Origin of the sequence: Jiella sonneratiae (genome assembly GCF_017353515.1) — a bacterium.
Lineage (GTDB): Bacteria > Pseudomonadota > Alphaproteobacteria > Rhizobiales > Rhizobiaceae > Jiella > Jiella sonneratiae.
The window spans coordinates 100,860-117,909 of sequence record NZ_JAFMPY010000013.1 but is presented as its reverse complement, the minus strand read 5'-3'; the positions used below and the strand labels follow the sequence as shown (position 1 = coordinate 117,909).

At 65.3% G+C, this 17,050-nt stretch carries 15 protein-coding genes; 4 read left to right on the top strand and 11 right to left on the bottom strand.

The genetic code is table 11. The features are described from left to right. The first annotated feature begins 123 nt into the window (after window positions 1–123). Window positions 124–3,015: a class I SAM-dependent DNA methyltransferase gene (locus J1C47_RS13520; RefSeq protein ID WP_207351298.1), complete on the top strand. Its 2,892-nt coding sequence runs from the start codon at window positions 124–126 to the stop codon at window positions 3,013–3,015. Window positions 3,016–3,045: 30 nt separating this feature from the next. On the opposite strand, the gene J1C47_RS13515 is transcribed toward J1C47_RS13520, so the two are convergent. The 8 genes from J1C47_RS13515 to tam form a co-directional block, all read right to left on the bottom strand. After that, complete coding sequence (locus J1C47_RS13515) at window positions 3,046–4,419, bottom strand: DUF6538 domain-containing protein (protein WP_207351297.1); 1,374 nt, start codon at window positions 4,417–4,419, stop codon at window positions 3,046–3,048. Between the two features lie 337 nt (window positions 4,420–4,756). After that, window positions 4,757–5,323, bottom strand: coding sequence for an NUDIX hydrolase (locus tag J1C47_RS13510; protein WP_207351296.1), 567 nt, complete (start codon window positions 5,321–5,323; stop codon window positions 4,757–4,759). A 3-nt stretch (window positions 5,324–5,326) separates the two neighbouring features. Next, on the bottom strand, window positions 5,327–5,623 hold the full coding sequence (locus J1C47_RS13505) for a type II toxin-antitoxin system RelE/ParE family toxin (RefSeq protein WP_207351295.1): 297 nt from the start codon (window positions 5,621–5,623) through the stop codon (window positions 5,327–5,329). Window positions 5,624–5,630: 7 nt separating this feature from the next. Then, a complete protein-coding gene (locus J1C47_RS13500; RefSeq protein WP_207351294.1) occupies window positions 5,631–5,900 on the bottom strand; it encodes a type II toxin-antitoxin system ParD family antitoxin in 270 nt (89 codons plus the stop codon). Window positions 5,901–5,978: 78 nt separating this feature from the next. Further along, the gene (locus J1C47_RS13495) at window positions 5,979–6,668 is read right to left on the bottom strand and encodes a DsbE family thiol:disulfide interchange protein (RefSeq protein WP_207351293.1); all 690 of its coding nucleotides are present in this window, start codon (window positions 6,666–6,668) and stop codon (window positions 5,979–5,981) included. Then, the gene (ccmD, locus tag J1C47_RS13490) at window positions 6,665–6,850 is read right to left on the bottom strand and encodes a heme exporter protein CcmD (protein ID WP_207351292.1); all 186 of its coding nucleotides are present in this window, start codon (window positions 6,848–6,850) and stop codon (window positions 6,665–6,667) included. Before ccmD ends, J1C47_RS13495 begins: the two co-directional genes overlap by 4 nt. 31 nt (window positions 6,851–6,881) lie before the next feature. Next, window positions 6,882–7,643, bottom strand: a complete 762-nt coding sequence (locus tag J1C47_RS13485) for a heme ABC transporter permease (RefSeq protein WP_207351291.1) — start codon at window positions 7,641–7,643, stop codon at window positions 6,882–6,884. 69 nt (window positions 7,644–7,712) lie between these two features. Then, the gene (tam, locus tag J1C47_RS13480) at window positions 7,713–8,492 is read right to left on the bottom strand and encodes a trans-aconitate 2-methyltransferase (protein ID WP_207351290.1); all 780 of its coding nucleotides are present in this window, start codon (window positions 8,490–8,492) and stop codon (window positions 7,713–7,715) included. A 436-nt stretch (window positions 8,493–8,928) separates the two neighbouring features. Between tam and J1C47_RS13475 the strand changes: the two genes are divergently transcribed. Beyond that, on the top strand, window positions 8,929–9,954 hold the full coding sequence (locus tag J1C47_RS13475) for a GGDEF domain-containing protein (RefSeq protein WP_207351289.1): 1,026 nt from the start codon (window positions 8,929–8,931) through the stop codon (window positions 9,952–9,954). Between the two features lie 146 nt (window positions 9,955–10,100). Here J1C47_RS13475 and J1C47_RS13470 read toward each other — a convergent pair whose 3' ends face one another. From J1C47_RS13470 to ccmA, 3 genes are all read right to left on the bottom strand, one after another. Continuing rightward, on the bottom strand, window positions 10,101–11,111 hold the full coding sequence (locus J1C47_RS13470) for a threonine ammonia-lyase (protein WP_342591981.1): 1,011 nt from the start codon (window positions 11,109–11,111) through the stop codon (window positions 10,101–10,103). 289 nt (window positions 11,112–11,400) lie between these two features. Next, window positions 11,401–12,060, bottom strand: coding sequence for a heme exporter protein CcmB (gene ccmB, locus J1C47_RS13465; RefSeq protein WP_207351288.1), 660 nt, complete (start codon window positions 12,058–12,060; stop codon window positions 11,401–11,403). Further along, window positions 12,057–12,887 carry a heme ABC exporter ATP-binding protein CcmA gene (ccmA, locus tag J1C47_RS13460; RefSeq protein WP_210382325.1) on the bottom strand — a complete coding sequence of 277 codons (831 nt, stop codon included), beginning with the start codon at window positions 12,885–12,887 and terminating at the stop codon, window positions 12,057–12,059. The genes ccmB and ccmA overlap by 4 nt, the downstream gene beginning before the upstream one ends. A gap of 257 nt (window positions 12,888–13,144) precedes the next feature. Here ccmA and acnA point away from each other — a divergent pair, with 257 nt between their 5' ends. After that, complete coding sequence (gene acnA, locus J1C47_RS13455) at window positions 13,145–15,904, top strand: aconitate hydratase AcnA (protein ID WP_342591979.1); 2,760 nt, start codon at window positions 13,145–13,147, stop codon at window positions 15,902–15,904. Between the two features lie 343 nt (window positions 15,905–16,247). Continuing rightward, window positions 16,248–17,045 carry a DUF1223 domain-containing protein gene (locus tag J1C47_RS13450; protein WP_207351286.1) on the top strand — a complete coding sequence of 266 codons (798 nt, stop codon included), beginning with the start codon at window positions 16,248–16,250 and terminating at the stop codon, window positions 17,043–17,045. Window positions 17,046–17,050 lie beyond the last annotated feature (5 nt).

The window sequence follows — 17,050 nt, the reverse complement described above, 5'->3', positions numbered from 1 at the left end:
AGTCGGAAAGACGAAGGCGCAGAGAACGCCCCTTCTCAACGAAGACGCGAACGAGCCCTTGCCGAATCGCTTTCCTTTCTGCGTCCATAGTCGCGAGTATCAGTCAGAGAAGCGCTTCCGCCTATGACGCCGCACGAGTTCATCAAGAAGTGGTCCAACTCCAAGCTGAAGGAGCGGTCGGCGGCGCAAGAGCATTTCCTCGATCTCTGCCGCATCCTAAATGAGCCGACGCCCGCCGAGGTCGATCCCTCCGGCGAGAGCTACGGCTTTGAGGTCGGTGCCACGACGACCACCGGCGGCCGGGGCTTCGCCGATGTCTTCAAGCGCGATCATTTCGGCTGGGAATACAAGGGCACCCATTCAAACCTCGACGCCGCCTTCGCGCAGCTCCAGCGCTACGCCGTCGCCCTCGACAATCCGCCGCTGCTCATCGTTTCCGACATCGGCACGACGATCCGTATTCACACCAATTGGACCAACTCGGTCTCCAAGAAGTACGTCATTCCGATCGTCGATCTGGAGGACGCCGAGAAACGCCAGTGGCTGAAATGGGCCTTCAGTGAGCCCGACCTCCTCCGCCCCAAGAAGACCCGGCAGGAGCTGACGGAAGAGGTCGCGGGAGAGTTTGCCGAGCTGGCGAAGTCGCTGCGCTCGCGCGGCCACAAGCCCGAAGAGGTGGCGCATTTCATCAACCGCCTCGTCTTCTGCATGTTCGCCGAGGACGTGAAGCTCCTCCCCGAGCGCATGTTCACGAAGATGATCGAACGCGCCCTCGACGACCCCGCCGAGTTCGAGGCCTTCGCCCGGACCCTTTTCCTCGCGATGAAGGACGGCGGCCGGGTGGGCTTCGAGAAGGTCGCCTGGTTCAATGGCGGGCTGTTCAACGACGATCTGGTCTTTGCGCTGACGAAGGACGAGCTGAAGATCATTCACCGCGCCGCCGTCCAGTATTGGGGCGACATCGATCCCTCGATCCTCGGCACCCTCTTCGAACGTGGTCTCGACCCGGACAAGCGCAGCCAACTCGGGGCGCACTATACCGACCGCGACAAGATCATGATGATCATCAATCCGGTCATCGTGGAGCCGCTGACGGAGGAATGGGAAGCGGCAAAGGGCGAGATCGTCGGGCTTCTCCTCAAAGCCGAGGAAGCCGAGATGAACGCGAAGGCGGCCGGCGGGCGGGCGAGTTCCTCCCGGCGAGGTCGCGCCACGACTGCCCGCAACGAGGCTCAAGCGGTCCTCGATCGATACCTCCAGCGGCTCGCCGATTACCGCGTCCTTGATCCCGCCTGCGGCTCCGGCAATTTCCTCTATCTCGCTTTGCGAGCCCTGAAAGACTTGGAGCACCGGGCGCAGGTGGAAGCCGAGGCGCTGGGATTGCCGAGACGGTTCCCCTCGATTGGGCCCGAGGTCGTCAAAGGTATCGAGATCAACCCTTACGCCGCCGAGCTTGCCCGGGTGTCTGTCTGGGTCGGCGAAATTCAGTGGATGTTGAAGAACGGTTTTGCAGCGTCAATGGAGCCAGTTCTAAAGCCCCTTGAGACAATCGAGTGCCGAGACGCGCTAATCGGTCCCGATGGCAGCGAAGCGGAATGGCCGAAGGCCGACGCCATCGTTGGCAATCCGCCATTCCTAGGGGATCGGTTGATGGTCGGACGGCTTGGCGAGGACGAATCCGAGGCGATCAGGACTGTCTTTGCTGGACGCCTGCCACGTAGCTCAGACCTTGTCTGCTATTGGTTCGAGAAGGCGAGCGCTGCGCTTGGAGCCCACCGGACGGACCGCTTCGGCTTTGTTGCCACGAATAGCATCAGGGGCGGATCGAACCGGAAGTCCATCGAGAAAGCCATGTCCATATGCCCACTTGCAACGGCGTGGTCCGACGAGGAATGGATGGTCGACGGGGCTGCCGTTCGCGTATCGCTGCTGTGCTTCGCTCGCGGCAACGCGCCCATTCTGTTGTTAAATGGGCGTGCAGTTGCAGTGATCAACGCGGACCTGACCGGCGACGGGATCGATCTTACAAAGGCGCTCAAACTTTCGAGCAATCGGGGAGTTTGCGTCCATGGGTCGAAGAAGATTGGCAGTTTTGACATCGATGGTGAAGAGGCCCGGCATCTACTTCAGAGCCCGGTGAACCCGAATGGGCGGCCGAACAGCGATGTCCTCGCCCCGTTGTGGAACGGTGCGGACATCGTCAGGCGACCGGGTGATCGTTGGATCATCGATTTTGGAATGGAAATGAAGGAGGCGGACGCCGCAGTCTTCGAGAGGCCCTTCGCTCTCGTCGTCGATCGCGTGAAACCTGACCGGTTGACAAACCGTAATCCAGTCTTGGTGGAAAACTGGTGGCTTCATGGCGGCCCCCGCCCTGCGATGCGGAATACCTTGCCCTTCCTGACGCGATCGATTGCTACGCCTGCACTAGCAAAGCACCGTCTTTTTGTCTTTGTCCCAAAACCAGTTCTAGCGGATTCGCAGTTGATGGTTGTTTTGAGGGACGACGATACGACATTCGGGATTCTGCATTCTTGGTTCCATGAGATTTGGTCTTTGCGCATGGGGACATCTCTCGAAGACCGCCCCCGCTATACTCCGACGACGACGTTCGAGACCTTCCCCTTCCCGGAAAGCCTCACCCCTGACGTCCCCACTGCCGCCTACGCCGACAACCCTCACGCTATCGCCATCGCGGCCGCCGCCGCCCGGCTGAATGAGCTTCGCGAGAACTGGCTCAATCCGCCCGATCTCGTTCGCCGAGAGCCTGAAGTGGTCCCTGGCTTCCCCGACCGCGTCCTTCCGGTCGATGACAAGGCCGCCGCGATCCTCAAGAAGCGGACGCTGACCAATCTCTATAACGACCGGCCGGCATGGCTCGACAATGTCCACAAGGCGCTCGACGCCGCCGTTGCTGCTGCCTACGGGTGGCCCGCTGATCTCTCCGACGACGAAATCCTCGCCCGCCTCTTCGCCCTCAATCAGGAGCGAGCGGCGGCGCAGAAGGGAGACTGATGGGCCGCTGACGAGCGCGAGGAGTGGGCCCTAAGCGACCCCCTCCGGCAACCGCACGGCCTCGACACAAGACCGCATTTGCGCCTCCGATGGCCCTCCCCGGTTATAGACGCCGAGTGTGATCCCATCGCGGCCCTCGGCGTGCCCCACGACCCAAGAGACGACGTGATGAGGCACTCCGGCCCGGATGGCATCCTCGACGAAGCGCCTTCGGAACGAATGGAAGTTGACCTTGGACCGGCGATGTCCCTCCCGCAGATCGGCAACGCCAATTGCCCGAATGAATCGGCCGAACTGTTTGCTGAGAGGATCGGAGAGGGACGCGCCCTTCCCCCGGACGTCAGAGAATAGACGCTCATCGGCCGCCTTGCCCTTGCAGCGCCTCGCGACGAGCGAAGCAAGACCTGAGTGAATGGGGAGGGTGCGGGCGGCAGCGTCGGTCTTGCCCTCGCGAATTCTGAAGAGCCCGTCTTGGCAGTCGCTCACAGTGAGTCGGCAAATTTCTTCGATCCGCATCCCAGACAGAGCGCCAACCCGCATGGCATCGTTGAGACGCTCCCGATCCTTGCCGCCGGCTTCGGAGATTCCTGCGAACAGCCGCCGCATTTCGTCGTCGCTGAATGGCCGTTCCGCTTCCTTGGCTTGCCCCGCGCGGGCCTTCTTCTGATTTGGAAACCGGAGACGATCCCAAGGGCTGTCTTCGAGATAGAAGCCGCGCTCGATCAGCCATCGCCAATAGACCCTGATGTTCGAGAACTTCGTCTCGGCGGTTTTCCGGTTCATCGGGAGGAGGACTTCCGCGAAGAAATCCGCAGCCTCTCGCCGCCCGACCTTGCGGACCGTCAGACGGCGCTTGGAGGCCCACGCGGCGAACAAGCCGATGTCTGCGCGGCGGCCTTGGAGGGTCTTGGGCTTCAAGTCGAGTTCGCCGAGATGGGTCTCCACGTGCTCCTCTACGGTGGTGCGGTTGTGCAGACGATCCAAGAAGCGGGCCTTCGCATCCTCGCCGTGCAATCGCGCAATGCCCTCGACCTCGTCATCCAGAACCTCGTGAGGACTGAGTGCGTCCTCTTCGCGTTCGACCCTTCGCCCTGCCTTTGCGGACCATGCGAGAGGGTCCGCATCATGCGCTTCGATTTCCGCCCGCCATTGATCGGCAATCTCTTCGATTCGCGCGACAGGCTTCGAGAATTTCCCGCTGCGGGCTTCGTCGAAGAGCCGGTCGGTCTCCCTTGCGATCTCGTCGCGGCGCCGCTTCGCGATCTTGGTGTCGGACGTCTCCAGGGGTCGGATGATCGCCGTCTTCCCGTCGAAATGATGCCGAAGCGCGGCGGGTATTTCACGGCGGAACTGGTATCTGTTGCCGCGTCGTTTGAGGTACCGTTCGCTGCTTGAAACCGCCATTCCGACCAATCGCTCCGACCAAAATTCATCTCTGAAGCGACTGTGATATAACGGAAACAAGGCGATATTGCAAAACGGCAGACAGTCCCTCTCTCACCGCCATAGTTTCAATAAAATCAATAGTCTGAGGCTAGATTTTTGGTCGCTCTATTTTTTGCCGTCAACTCCAAAAGGCCTGCCTTCGACGGCGACAATCTTGTGACCCGATAAATGTCCACGAAAGAGGGGGGAACTCGAACTCCAACTCCCGCGCTCTCTCTCTGTCTCTGCTTGTCTGCGCATGATTCTTTCAGAAAGCCGGTTCCCGGTTTTCGCGATCATGCTGTGAACGCGGCCCTCAGCCGCCGCCGCCGGCAGGCCTGCGCCCTTGCGCCGGCATGACGTCGCCCGACTGCCCGGCCGGATTGCCGAAGGGTACCGGCGGCGCCCCGGCCGCCGCCGCCTCGTCATGGGCGAGCGCCCAGTGGACGGATGGAAAGGCGATCTCGTCGAAGGGGATCTTATCGCGCGTGAACAGCTTCACGTCGAGGCTTTCCGGCCCGGCGGCAAAATGCGGCCGCCCCAGCGTCGCCCGGTAGATCAGCTGCACCTGGCTGATCCGTGGCACCGCATAGACGGCGAGCAGCCGCTCGATCACAAGGTCGGCCTCCGCCTCCTCCCGCGCCTCGCGCCGCGCGCCTTCCTCCGGCGTCTCGCCCAGTTCGAGATAGCCGGCGGGGATCGTCCAGAAGCCCCGGCGCGGCTCGATCGCCCGGCGGCAGAGCAGGATCCGCCTCTCGTGCCGCACCACCGAGCCGACGACGATCTTCGGATTTTCATAGGCGACGAAGCCGCACCTGTCGCAGATCCGGCGCGGGATGTCGTCGTCGTCCGGCGTGCGGAGGGAAAAGGACGGTTCGGCCATGGCCTATAGATGGTCGGAAAGCTTCATCCGGGAATGGAGGATGCGGACGACGAGAAGCCTTCCCGCCGCATCGAACCGGAAAATCACGTAATGGGATCTGACGAGCTTGCGCTTGTACCCCGGCCGGATCTGGTCGATCGGCTGCCCTCGGAGAAAGCCTGCCGCCAGATCATCGCATGTTTTCCTGATGCCGTCTGAATAGCGCCGCGCCTGTGCCGCGCCAAAAAGGCGGAGGCTCTGGCGGAAGACGTGGGCGATGTCGGCTTCGGCCTGCCGGGAATAGAGCGGCGCAGGAGCCAAGGCTCGGCTACCGCGCTCGGGGCGAGACCGCGGCAGCTTCCTCCGCCTCGATGCGCTCGTAGAGGGCGTCCCAGTCGAGCTCCCGGTAATCCCCGCTCGCCTCGCCCGCTTCGATCGCGGCGCGGATCCTCGCTTCCTCGTCGGCGCTCTGGCGCTCGAGCAGCGACAGGCCGGCCCGGACGACGGCGTCGGCGCTGGCGAAGTTGCCGGCCTCGACCTGGCCGTCGACGAAGCTCCGGAAATGCTCTCCGAGATCGAGCGTCTTGACCGAACTCATCGCCCTCTTCTCCTGTCACGTGGCAGCGTCGACAAAAGCTAGGCGCCGCCCGCCCGACGCGCAACAACGATCGCGCCGTCAGCTCGTCGCCGCCCGCGCCTTCGGTTCGCGCTTCAGCGCCTTCTCGACCGCCGGCATCAGGCCGGTCTCGATGGAATCCGGCGTGAACGGGCCGGTCTGCTTGTAGAGGATCTCGCCGTCGGGGGCGACGAGGAAGGTTTCCGGCACGCCGTAGACGCCCCAGTCGATGGTCGCCGCGCCCTTTTCGTCGACGCCGATCGCCGCATAGGGGTCGCCGAGGCTCTTCAGGAAGGCGAGGGCGTTTTCGGGCTTGTCCTTGTAGTTGATCGCAACGAGGCGGAAGCGCTTGTCCCTGGCAAGCTGCATCAAGAGCGGATGCTCCTCGCGGCAGGGCGCGCACCAGGAGGCGAAAACGTTGACCAGCACCGGCCGGCCGTCGCCGGGGCCGGAAAGATCGAGGCCGGGCGTCGGCGTGCCGTCGGCGAGCGTCGCCCCGGCAAGCGCCGGCAGCACCGTCATCGGCGCGGTCTTGCCGACGAGCACCGAGGGGATCTCCTTGGGGTCGTTGCCGGCGAGAAGCTGGTAGAGGAAGACGCCGGCAAGGCCGAGAAAGATCAGGAGCGGCAGCAGCACGACGAGACGCGGGCCGCCGCGGCGCGCGGCGGTCTTCGCGTCGGCATGCGGCGCGGGCCGCGCACCGTCGGCCGGCGCCGTCTCGAGCAGCGTCTCGTCGTTGCGAACGCTCATCGGCCGGACCCGCCTGCCGTCTCGCCCGCCGCCGAGCGCCGGCGCACGCCCTTGGCGTCGAGCGCCGCGAGGGCGCGGCGCTGGGCCCGCGCATCGAGGAAGATCCAGGCGAGGAGGCCGCAGATGGCGAGCGCCGAGATGCCGTAGGCGCTGGCGATGAAGGCGGAATATTCGGCTTGCAAGTCGTCCTCCCGATGGCTGCCGCCGGCCGGCTCAGGCGTCGGCGCGGCGGGCGGCGAGCCGCGACAGCGCCGCGACCCGGCGGCGCAGGATCTCGGTGCGCATCGCCGTCAGATGCAGGGCGAAGAACAGCACGGTGAAGCCGATCGCCGAGACGAGGAGCGGGGTCAGGTAGACGGCGGGCATCGCCGGCCCGTCCATGCGCATGACGCTCGCCGGCTGGTGCAGCGTGTTCCACCAGTCGACCGAGAACTTGATGATCGGAATGTTGACGAAGCCGACGAGGACGAGGATCGCCGCGGGTCTTGCCGCCTTGCCCGGCTCTTCCAGCGCGCGGGTCAGCGCGATCAGGCCGAGATACATCAGGAACAGGACGAAGACCGAGGTCAGCCGCGCGTCCCAGACCCACCACGTCCCCCACATCGGCCGGCCCCAGATCGAGCCGGTGATCAGCGCCAGCGCCGTGAACACCGCGCCGATCGGCGCCGCCGCCTTGATCGACACGTCGGCGAGCGGATGGCGCCAGACGAGGGTGCCGAGCGCCGAGACGCTCATCACCGTCCAGATCATCATGCAGAGCCAGGCGAAGGGCACGTGGATGAACATGATCTCCACCGTCGAGCCCTGCTGGTAGTCGGCCGGCGCCGTCAGGCCGAGCGACAGGCCGACGGCGATCGCGGCGAGGGCGACGGCGTAGAGCCACGGCTGCACCTTGCCCGACAGGTCGAGGAACCGCGTCGGATTGGCGAGGAGGCTGACGCGCGAGGGCTTGGCGCTGGCGGAAACGTCGGTCATGGGAACCGAATTTAGAGCCTCTCGAACGAAGCCGCAAACGACTTCTCGCGGCCCGCCATCACATCGTGATCATCCCTCCCGGCGCGTCGCGACGACGAACAGCCGCGGGAAGGGCAGGATCACCCGGCCGTCGGCGCGCGGCGGATAGGCCGCGGCGATCCGGGCGGTGTAGGCGGCAAGGAAGGCGGCCCGGTCCGCCTCGTCCAGCGGATCGAGGAAGGGGCGCAGCCCCGTCGCCCGGACCCATTCGACGATCGCCGGGGCGTCGGCGAGGACGTGGCAGTAGGTCGTTCGCCAGATGTCGATCGTGGCGGCGAGGGGGAGGAGGAGGTCGTAATAGGCCTCGACCGCAAGGATGCGGGCGCGGGCGCCGCCCGCTTCGCCGAGCCTTGCCGCAAAGCGCGGCTCGGCGGCGACCTCGCGCATCAGCCGGTGCGAGGGCTGATCGAGATTGTCCGGCATCTGGACGGCGAGGACGCCGCCGGCGGAAAGGCTCCGCATCAGCCGGGGAAACAGCGTTTCGTGATCGGGCAGCCATTGCAGCACGGCATTGGCGAAGAGGAGGTCGGCGGGCGGCTCGGCCCTGAACGCTGCGACGTCGCCGCGGGTGAAGCTGACGCCCGGCAGGCGCGCTTTGGCCTTTTCCAGCATGTCCGGCGAGGTGTCGACGCCCTCGACCGCCGCCTCGGGATAGCGCGCGGCGATCAGCTCGGTCGAATTGCCGGGCCCGCAGCCGAGATCGACGGCGCGGCCGAGGCGGGTCAGCGGCACCCGCGCCAGAAGCTCGGCGGCGGGGCGGGTGCGTTCGCCCGCAAAGCGGAGATAGAGGTCGGCGTTCCAGTCGGTCATGGCGGGGCCCGGTCGGATTGAGGTCGCCGGCTTGTAGCACCGATCGGTGCGGCAGGCTGCCGGTTCGGCCGCGCAACTGTTCGGGCGGCGAATCGACTGTCTGGCTGATTAATCCGAAATTCACCCTTTCGTCGTCATCCTGCAGCGGTTCGTCCCGCTTGTGACGGTCCGGCCGCCCGTCGCCGGCCCGCCCCTTGAATTGTCTGGCCTTTCAGCCTCTTGATAAGCTCGTGGTCCGATTCCGACATCTGTACCGCTTTGCCGAGACCGCGCAGCAAATGTCGGAATCGAAAGACCACGAGCCAAGATTATGATCCCGGTGGATTTTTCGAATTTGACATTTGATACGGCGCCTCACCCGATCGGCACTCGAATGTCAAATTCAATCCACTAGTTCGCGCGGCCGCGGAAGGGGCCCGGAGGAAAGCGTCGCATCTTGGCGAAGACGGAAAGCATATTCGACGATGTCGACGCCCTGCGGCGCTCCATCCTCGTCGCGCTCCTGATCTTCACGACGGCGTTCGGCGCGGCCTTTGCCGTCCTCAACTACTTCCACGCCAATTACGAGGCGATGGTCGGCGAGATCGCGATGGGAAGCTTCGCGCTGGTTCTCGTTCCGGTGATCCGCAGGACGCCGCATCTCGTGCGCTGGTCCTTCGTCTATCTCGTCCTCTTCGACTTGACGATGATGCTGATCCTCGCGACGCCGCAATCGGCGCCGTCGGTCTTCGCCTGGGTCCTCCTGATCCCGATCCTGTCGCACATGCTGCTCGGTCGCGCCCTCGGCGGCGGCGTCAGCGTCGTCTTCCTGGTGATCGCCTTCCTGATCTATTACGGGCGCTTTTCAGACAGCGCGCTCAACGGCAACCCGCGGGCGCTGCTCAACGTCGCGGGGGTGGCGCTGTGCATCTTCGGCTTTTCCTTCGTCTACGAGACCTCGCGCTCGCGGGCCGAGAATGCCCTGAAGCGCCAGGCCCTGAGCGACCCGCTGACCGGGCTCGGCAATCGCGCCTTCCTCGGACTGCGCTTTGCGGAAGAGAAGGCCCGGTGGGAGCGCCACGGCACGCCCTGTGCGATGCTCCTCCTCGACATCGACTTCTTCAAGAAGATCAACGATTCCCATGGCCATGAGGCCGGCGATACCGCGCTGAAGGCGATGTCCGCGCTGCTCGTCGAGAACCTCCGGCCGAACGACGACGTCGTCCGCTATGGCGGCGAGGAGTTCTGCCTTCTCCTGTCGCACGCCACGCCGCACGACGCGCGGCAGGCGGCGGAGAAGCTCCGCCGGCTGATCGCGACCTCGTCCTTCGAGGACGCCGGCAGGGCGCTGTCCTTCACCGCGAGCATCGGCGTCGCCACGCTTCCCGAGGACGGAACCGACCTGCAGGCCCTGCTCGGCGCAGCCGACAAGCGGCTTTATGCGGCGAAGGTGGCAGGCCGCAACCGGGTGGTGTGGGAGTGAGGCGCCGGGGAACGGAGCCGACAATCGCGCGTCATCGCCCAGCATTGATGCGGGCATTGGTGATCAATGAAGGCTGAAACGGAATTGATGAATCCGTTTGAGAATTGGTGGGCTTCCACACGCGCCAGCAAGCGCCGCTCAAATCCTCAAAACCCGGCCCATTTCGCAAAATCTTCCGGTGCAACATTGCTTCCGCACAGAACTGTCGCAACGGTTTGCCCGCGAAAGCGGTTCGGGTTCTCAAGAATGCTGGCGACACCCAAAGCAGCGGCAGGTTCAACCACCAGGCCACAGCATTTGTAAAGAAGCCTCATGGCCTCAACGATGCTCTTCTCCTCCACCAGAAGGGCGTCATCGACGATTTCCAGCATATCTGCCAAGACCTCGGGGATCGTATATCGTCCGGCTACACCGTCGGCAATTGTCCTGGGTGGTCCGGAGTCGACCACTTCACCAGCAAAATATGACCGCGTTAACGCGGGTGCATTCTGAGGTTGAACGGATAAGACTTTTGTGCGGGGGCTGTAGGATTTCAGCGCAAGGCCGATGCCCGTTGCCATCGCGCCCGCGCCAAGTGAAATCAAGATTGAATCGAATATGAATGGTAATTTCGCAAGTTCCAGGCCGATTGTCCCTGCACCTTCGCAAGTATCAATGTTCTTGCTGTCTTCGACCAGGAACGCACCGGTTTCTCTGGAATGTGCAATAGCAGCTTCAAGAGCTTCCTCGATCTGCCCTTCCACTAAGATAACCGTTGCACCCAGCGCCTTCATCCGCTGAATCTTCAACGGGTTGGCGGCTGCCGACGCAGCGACCGTGACCTCGAAGCCTCGCTTCTTTCCGCAATATGCAAGGGCTTGGCCAAGATTTCCCGCGCTTGCACACACCACGGATTTCGGTCCGTCATTCGCGCCAAGCCGAGCCAGCACCGTCTCCGTTCCGCGACCTTTGAAACATCGAATCGGGTTCAATGTTTCCACCTTCAAAATAACGCGGCATCCCAACGCATTGCTGAGATGAGGGCAAGAATATTGCGGCGTATTCAAAAAAACCTGGTCGATTATCCGATATGATTCTTCAATTCTGCTGAGGCTCAGTCTTGTCATAAGCCCACCCTGCGTCGAGTCGCCAAACCCCAGCTTTCGAAGCGGTTCCACGCCGGATTTCCGCAAGGCCGTGAAGGAGGCGTTTTGCGGGCGCTGCAGAGGACGACAGGCTCTGGTGTCATGGGTTTAAGATCAGGGCCTCCGACATGAAGATGCAGTGCGGTCGATGATGGAGAGGTGGGAGAGCGTCTCCTTCCTCGTGTTCGGTGTCCGAAGCCGACCATCCGCATATCACCCGTCCCGGCCCTTCGAACCCTCGTTTTGCAACACTATCATGGTATTCCGTTTCACGCCGCCGATGCGCCGGGATGGCGTCATACGCCGAGCGTCGTCTGCCTCTTCAATCCCCACCCCCCTTCAACGCAGCCCCAGCAGCGATCGGCCCCAGCGCCCCGAAGAACAGTGTCAGCGCGCATAAGATCATGAAGGGAGGGAGAAACGGGTCCGGCTCGTTGACCGCGGCATAGGTCGCCGAGACGCCGAAGATCAGCACCGGAATCGCAAGCGGCAGCACCAGCACCGAGACCAGCAGGCCGCCGCGGGGCAGCGCCACGGCGACGGCGGCGCCGACGGCGCCGATGAAGACGATGGCCGGCGTGCCGACGAAGAGCGTCGCCATCACCGCGAAGAGCGCGGCGGGCTCGAGCGCCAGGAACAGGCCGAGGACCGGCGAGGCGAGGACCAGCGGCAGGCACGAGGCGGCCCACAAGGCGAGGCATTTCGCCAGGACGACGAGCGGCATCGGCAGCGGCCCGGCGATCAGAAGATCGAGCGTGCCGTCCTCCCGGTCGGCCTGGAACAGCCGGTCGAGGGTGAGCAGCGTCGACAAGAGCGCGCCGATCCACAGGATCGCCGGGCCGATGCGCGACAGGAGATTGAGGTCCGGCCCGACGCCGAAGGGGATCGTCGCGATGACCGCGAGGAAGAAGATGACGCCGGTGGTCGCCCCGCCGCCGCCGGAAAAGGCAAGGCGCAGGTCGCGGAGGAAAAGGGCGGTCACAGCCAGCCCTCGGCTTCGGCGAGGGCGGCGTCGTCGATGGCGGGCGCGACGGGGCCGTTCGAGCCTGGACCGTCGTCGCGCCCGGCAGGTGGGGTGATGTGGAGCGTCTGCGCCGCTTCGAGCCCGAGCGGATGGTGGGTGGCGGCGATCGCGATGCCGCCGCGGGCGAGATGCCCGGCGACGAGGCCGGCAAAAAGCGCCTGCGAGGCGAGGTCGAGCGCCGAGGTCGGCTCGTCGAGGATCCAGACCGGCCTGCGGGCGACGAGCAGGCGGGCGAGGCTCGCCCGGCGCTGCTGGCCGGCGGAGAGATAGGCGAAGGGAATGTCGGAAAGGCCGGGCAGGCCGACGGCGGCCAGCGCCTCCGCCGGCGCCAGCGGCCCCGCCCCCTCGGCCGCTTCGCCCGTCCGCAGAGGGCCGGCGCCGAGATAGCCCGCCCAGAAGGCGAGGTTCTCGCCGACGCCGAGCGCCGCCTTCATGCCGTGGCGGTGGCCGACATAGTGGGAGGCGTCGGCGAGCCGCGCCGCCGCTTCGCCGTCCGCCGCCGTCAGGCCTTCGAGGCGGACGCCTCCCGATATCGGCGGCAAAAGGCCGGCGAGTGTGCGCAGCAGCGTCGACTTGCCGGCGCCGTTCGGCCCGGTGACGACGAGCGCCTCGCCGCTTGCGACGGCGAGGTCGAACGGCCCGGCGACGGCGACGGCGCCGCGCCCGACGACGAGGCCCTGAAGGGCGATCCGCGGCCGGATCACGCGGCCGCACCCTCGATGGCCGCCGCCGGACGGACCGCTGCCGGACGGGCCGGCGCCGCCCGTCTTGCGCCGATTTTGCAGCGTGTCATATTTTCTCGCCTCGGTCGCCCTCGGGCCTTTATAGCCATTACAAACTTGCCTATAACGCCCGCAGCCACTCCAGCGACCGGCGTGGAAACATCAAGCGCCGATCTCATGGCGCCCGCACGGCACCGACGGGCGTCAGGGCGGACAGCGGAAATGGTCGCACCCGCATCTTCGAGCGCGCTCTTCCGCGGCGCATGAAGGCCGTTCGCCCTTCGGACTATTTCATCGGTTCGAGAAGGAATGTGAGCCTCGTGAGCAATCATCCAGATAGTTTCAAAGCCCGGAAGACGCTGTCCGTCAACGGCAAGGACTACGTCTATTTCGACCTCAAGGAAGCCGAGAGGAACGGTCTGACCGGCGCGTCGCGCCTGCCCTTCTCGATGAAGGTCGTGCTGGAGAACCTTCTGCGCAACGAGGACGGGCGCACGGTCACGGCCGACGACGTCAGAGCCGTCGCCAAGTGGCTCGACGACCGGGGCAAGGCCGGCTACGAGATCGCCTACCGCCCGGCGCGCGTTCTGATGCAGGACTTCACCGGCGTTCCGGCGGTGGTCGATCTCGCCGCCATGCGCGACGCGACGGAAAATCTCGGCGCCGACCCGAAGAAGGTCAATCCGCTGGTGCCGGTCGATCTCGTCATCGACCATTCGGTGATGGTCGACTATTTCGCCTCCCCCGACGCCTTCACCAAGAACGTCGACGCCGAATACGGCCGCAACAAGGAGCGCTACACCTTCCTGCGCTGGGGCCAGGAGGCGTTCCGCAACTTCCGGGTCGTGCCTCCGGGCACCGGCATCTGCCACCAGGTCAATCTCGAATATCTCGCCCAGACCGTCTGGACCCGCGATGAGAACGGCGAGACCGTCGCCTATCCCGACACCCTCGTCGGCACCGATTCGCACACGACGATGGTCAACGGCCTCTCCGTTCTCGGCTGGGGCGTCGGCGGCATCGAGGCCGAGGCGGCGATGCTCGGCCAGCCGATCTCGATGATGATTCCCGAGGTCATCGGCTTCAAGATGACCGGCAAGCTGCCGGAGGGGACGACCGCCACCGACCTCGTCCTCACCGTCACCGAGATGCTGCGCAAGAAGAAGGTCGTCGGCAAGTTCGTCGAGTTCTTCGGCCCGGGACTGTCGAACCTCACCCTCGAGGACCAGGCGACGATCGGCAACATGGCGCCGGAATACGGCGCGACCTGCGGCTTCTTCCCGATCGACAAGGACACGATCGCCTATCTCGAGGCGACCGGCCGCGACAAGGACCGCATCGCGCTGGTCGAGGCCTATGCCAAGGCGCAAGGCATGTACCGCCAGGACGGCACCGAGGATCCGGTCTTCACCGACACGCTCGAACTCGATCTTGCCACCGTCGTTCCCTCGCTCGCCGGGCCGAAGCGCCCGCAGGACCGCGTCGCGCTGACTGACGCCGCGCGGCAGTTCGCGACCGCGCTCACCGAGATCAAGGGCGGCCGCAAGAAGAGCGAGACGCCGCAGTCCGAGGGCGATTCGCGCTACATGGACGAAGGCGCCGTTCCGCCCAAGGAGACGCCGGAGACGGTGCGCCATCCGGTCGAGGGCGCCGAGCACGGCCTTGCCGACGGCGACGTCGTCATCGCGGCGATCACCTCCTGCACCAACACCTCGAACCCGAACGTTCTCGTCGCGGCCGGCCTCGTCGCCCGCAAGGCGCATGCGCTCGGCCTGAAGGTGAAGCCCTGGGTGAAGACCTCGCTGGCGCCGGGCTCGCAGGTGGTCACCGAATATCTGAAGAAGGCCGACCTCCAGAAGGATCTGGACGCGATGGGCTTCAACCTCGTCGGCTACGGATGCACCACCTGCATCGGCAATTCCGGGCCGCTGCCGGAGCCGATCTCCGAGGCGATCAACGACAACGACCTCGTCGCCTGCTCGGTGCTCTCCGGCAACCGCAACTTCGAGGGCCGCGTCAATCCGGACGTCCGGGCGAACTATCTCGCCTCGCCGCCGCTCGTCGTCGCCTATGCCATCGCCGGCTCGATGTTCGTCGACGTCACCACCGAGCCGCTCGGCAAGGACAAGGACGGCAACGACGTCTTCCTCAAGGACATCTGGCCGACCACCCAGGAGATCGCCGCGATCGTCCGCGAGACCGTCACCCGCGAGATGTTCGAGACGCGCTATGCCGACGTCTTCAAGGGCGACGAGCACTGGCAGAAGATCGAGGTCTCGGGCGGCCTGACCTATGACTGGGACGACCGCTCCACCTATGTGCAGAACCCGCCCTATTTCGAGGGGATGGACGCCGAGCCGGCGCCGGTCACCGACATCGAGGGCGCGCGCATCCTCGGCCTGTTCGGCGATTCGATCACCACCGACCACATCTCGCCGGCCGGCTCGATCAAGAAGGACGGCCCGGCGGGCGACTATCTGGTGTCGCACCAGGTCCGCCCGGTCGACTTCAACTCCTACGGCGCGCGGCGCGGCAACCACCAGGTGATGATGCGGGGCACCTTCGCCAACATCCGCATCAAGAACCAGATGGTGCCGGGAATCGAGGGCGGCGTCACCAGGCACTATCCCGACGGCGCCGAGATGCCGATCTACGACGCGGCCATGATGTACCGCGACGAGGGCGTGCCGCTCGTCGTCTTCGCCGGCAAGGAATACGGCACCGGCTCGTCGCGCGACTGGGCGGCGAAGGGCACCGTGCTCCTCGGCGTCAAGGCGGTGATCGCCGAGAGCTTCGAGCGCATCCACCGCTCCAACCTCGTCGGCATGGGCGTCGTGCCCTTCGTCTTCGCGGAGGAAGGCACGTCCTGGTCCTCGCTCGGCCTCAAGGGCGACGAGAAGGTGACCATCGAGGGCCTCACCGAGGTGAAGCCGCGCCAGGAGATGGAGGCGAAGATCGAGAAGGCCGACGGCTCGACCGAGACGGTCAGGCTGAAGGTGCGGATCGATACGCTCGACGAGCTCGAATACTACAAGAACGGCGGCATCCTGCAGTACGTGCTGCGCCGGCTCGCCGCCTGAGACTGCTTGACGAGGGAAGGGGCCGCGCGGCCAGGCTGCCGCGCGGCCCCTTCCTTTAGTCCGGGCCCCGCGGCCCGGAGCCGGGGGGAGGGGCAGACGGAGCCGTTCGTTTGCCTTATGGTTCGCGAGCGCGCCTTTCACCCGCAATTGACTGGCCCGTGTGACGGTCGATCCCTTAGGGTCCGCCGCGACAAGGGCCCCCTGCAATGCCATTCCGCCGAGCCGCCATGACCAGCCTTCAACACCGACCCGGGTGCGACCGCCGTTTTCGGCGGCCGGGAGCTTCCGCGAGACGGAGCGCCGCAGACGGCCGATGCGCTCCGGCTCGGGCGGACCGGTGCTGATGCGGGTTCTTCCTGCCTGCCGCCTCGTCCGCAAGGCGGCTGCCCCGCTCTTTCTTCTCGTGGTTCTCGCGCTGCCTGCCCACGGCTGGTGTGCCGAACGGATCAAGAGCCAGATCACCCACGTGCTCGAGCTGTTCACCAGCCAGGGCTGCTCCTCCTGTCCGCCGGCGGACGATCTCCTCGCCCGCTTCGCCGACGCGCCGCACGTCCTGGCGCTCTCCTATCACGTCGACTACTGGGACTATATCGGCTGGCGCGACACCTTCGGGTCCGGCCACAACAGCGAGCGCCAGCGCGCCTATGCGCGCAGCTTCGCCAACAAGATGATCTACACGCCGCAGTTGGTGATCAACGGCCTCTACGACGTCGTCGGCTCGCATGCGGAAAAGATCCGCCGGCTGATGGCGAAGTCCAGCCTGCCGGCCGCGACGACGCCGATCAGCCTCGGGGTGAAGCGCGTCGGCGACAGCATCCACATCACCGCCAGCGGCATCCGCACCGCGCCGGGCGAGCCGAAGCCGATGCTGGTGCTCGTCAGCTTCGCCGACCGTGCCGAGGTTTCGATCGAGCGCGGCGAGAACCGCGGACGCACGCTGGCGACCACCCATCCGGTCAGGAGCTGGCAGCTGATGGGCATGGTCGGCGAGGACGGCATGGCGGTCGACATGCCGCTGTCCTCGGTCATGCCGGACGGCGAGGAGACCTATGGCTGCGCCGTGCTGGTGCAGGCCGTGCGCCCGGACGGCAGTCCCGGCGCCATCCTCGCGGCGACGCAGATGGAAGTCGATCCGGACTGATCCGG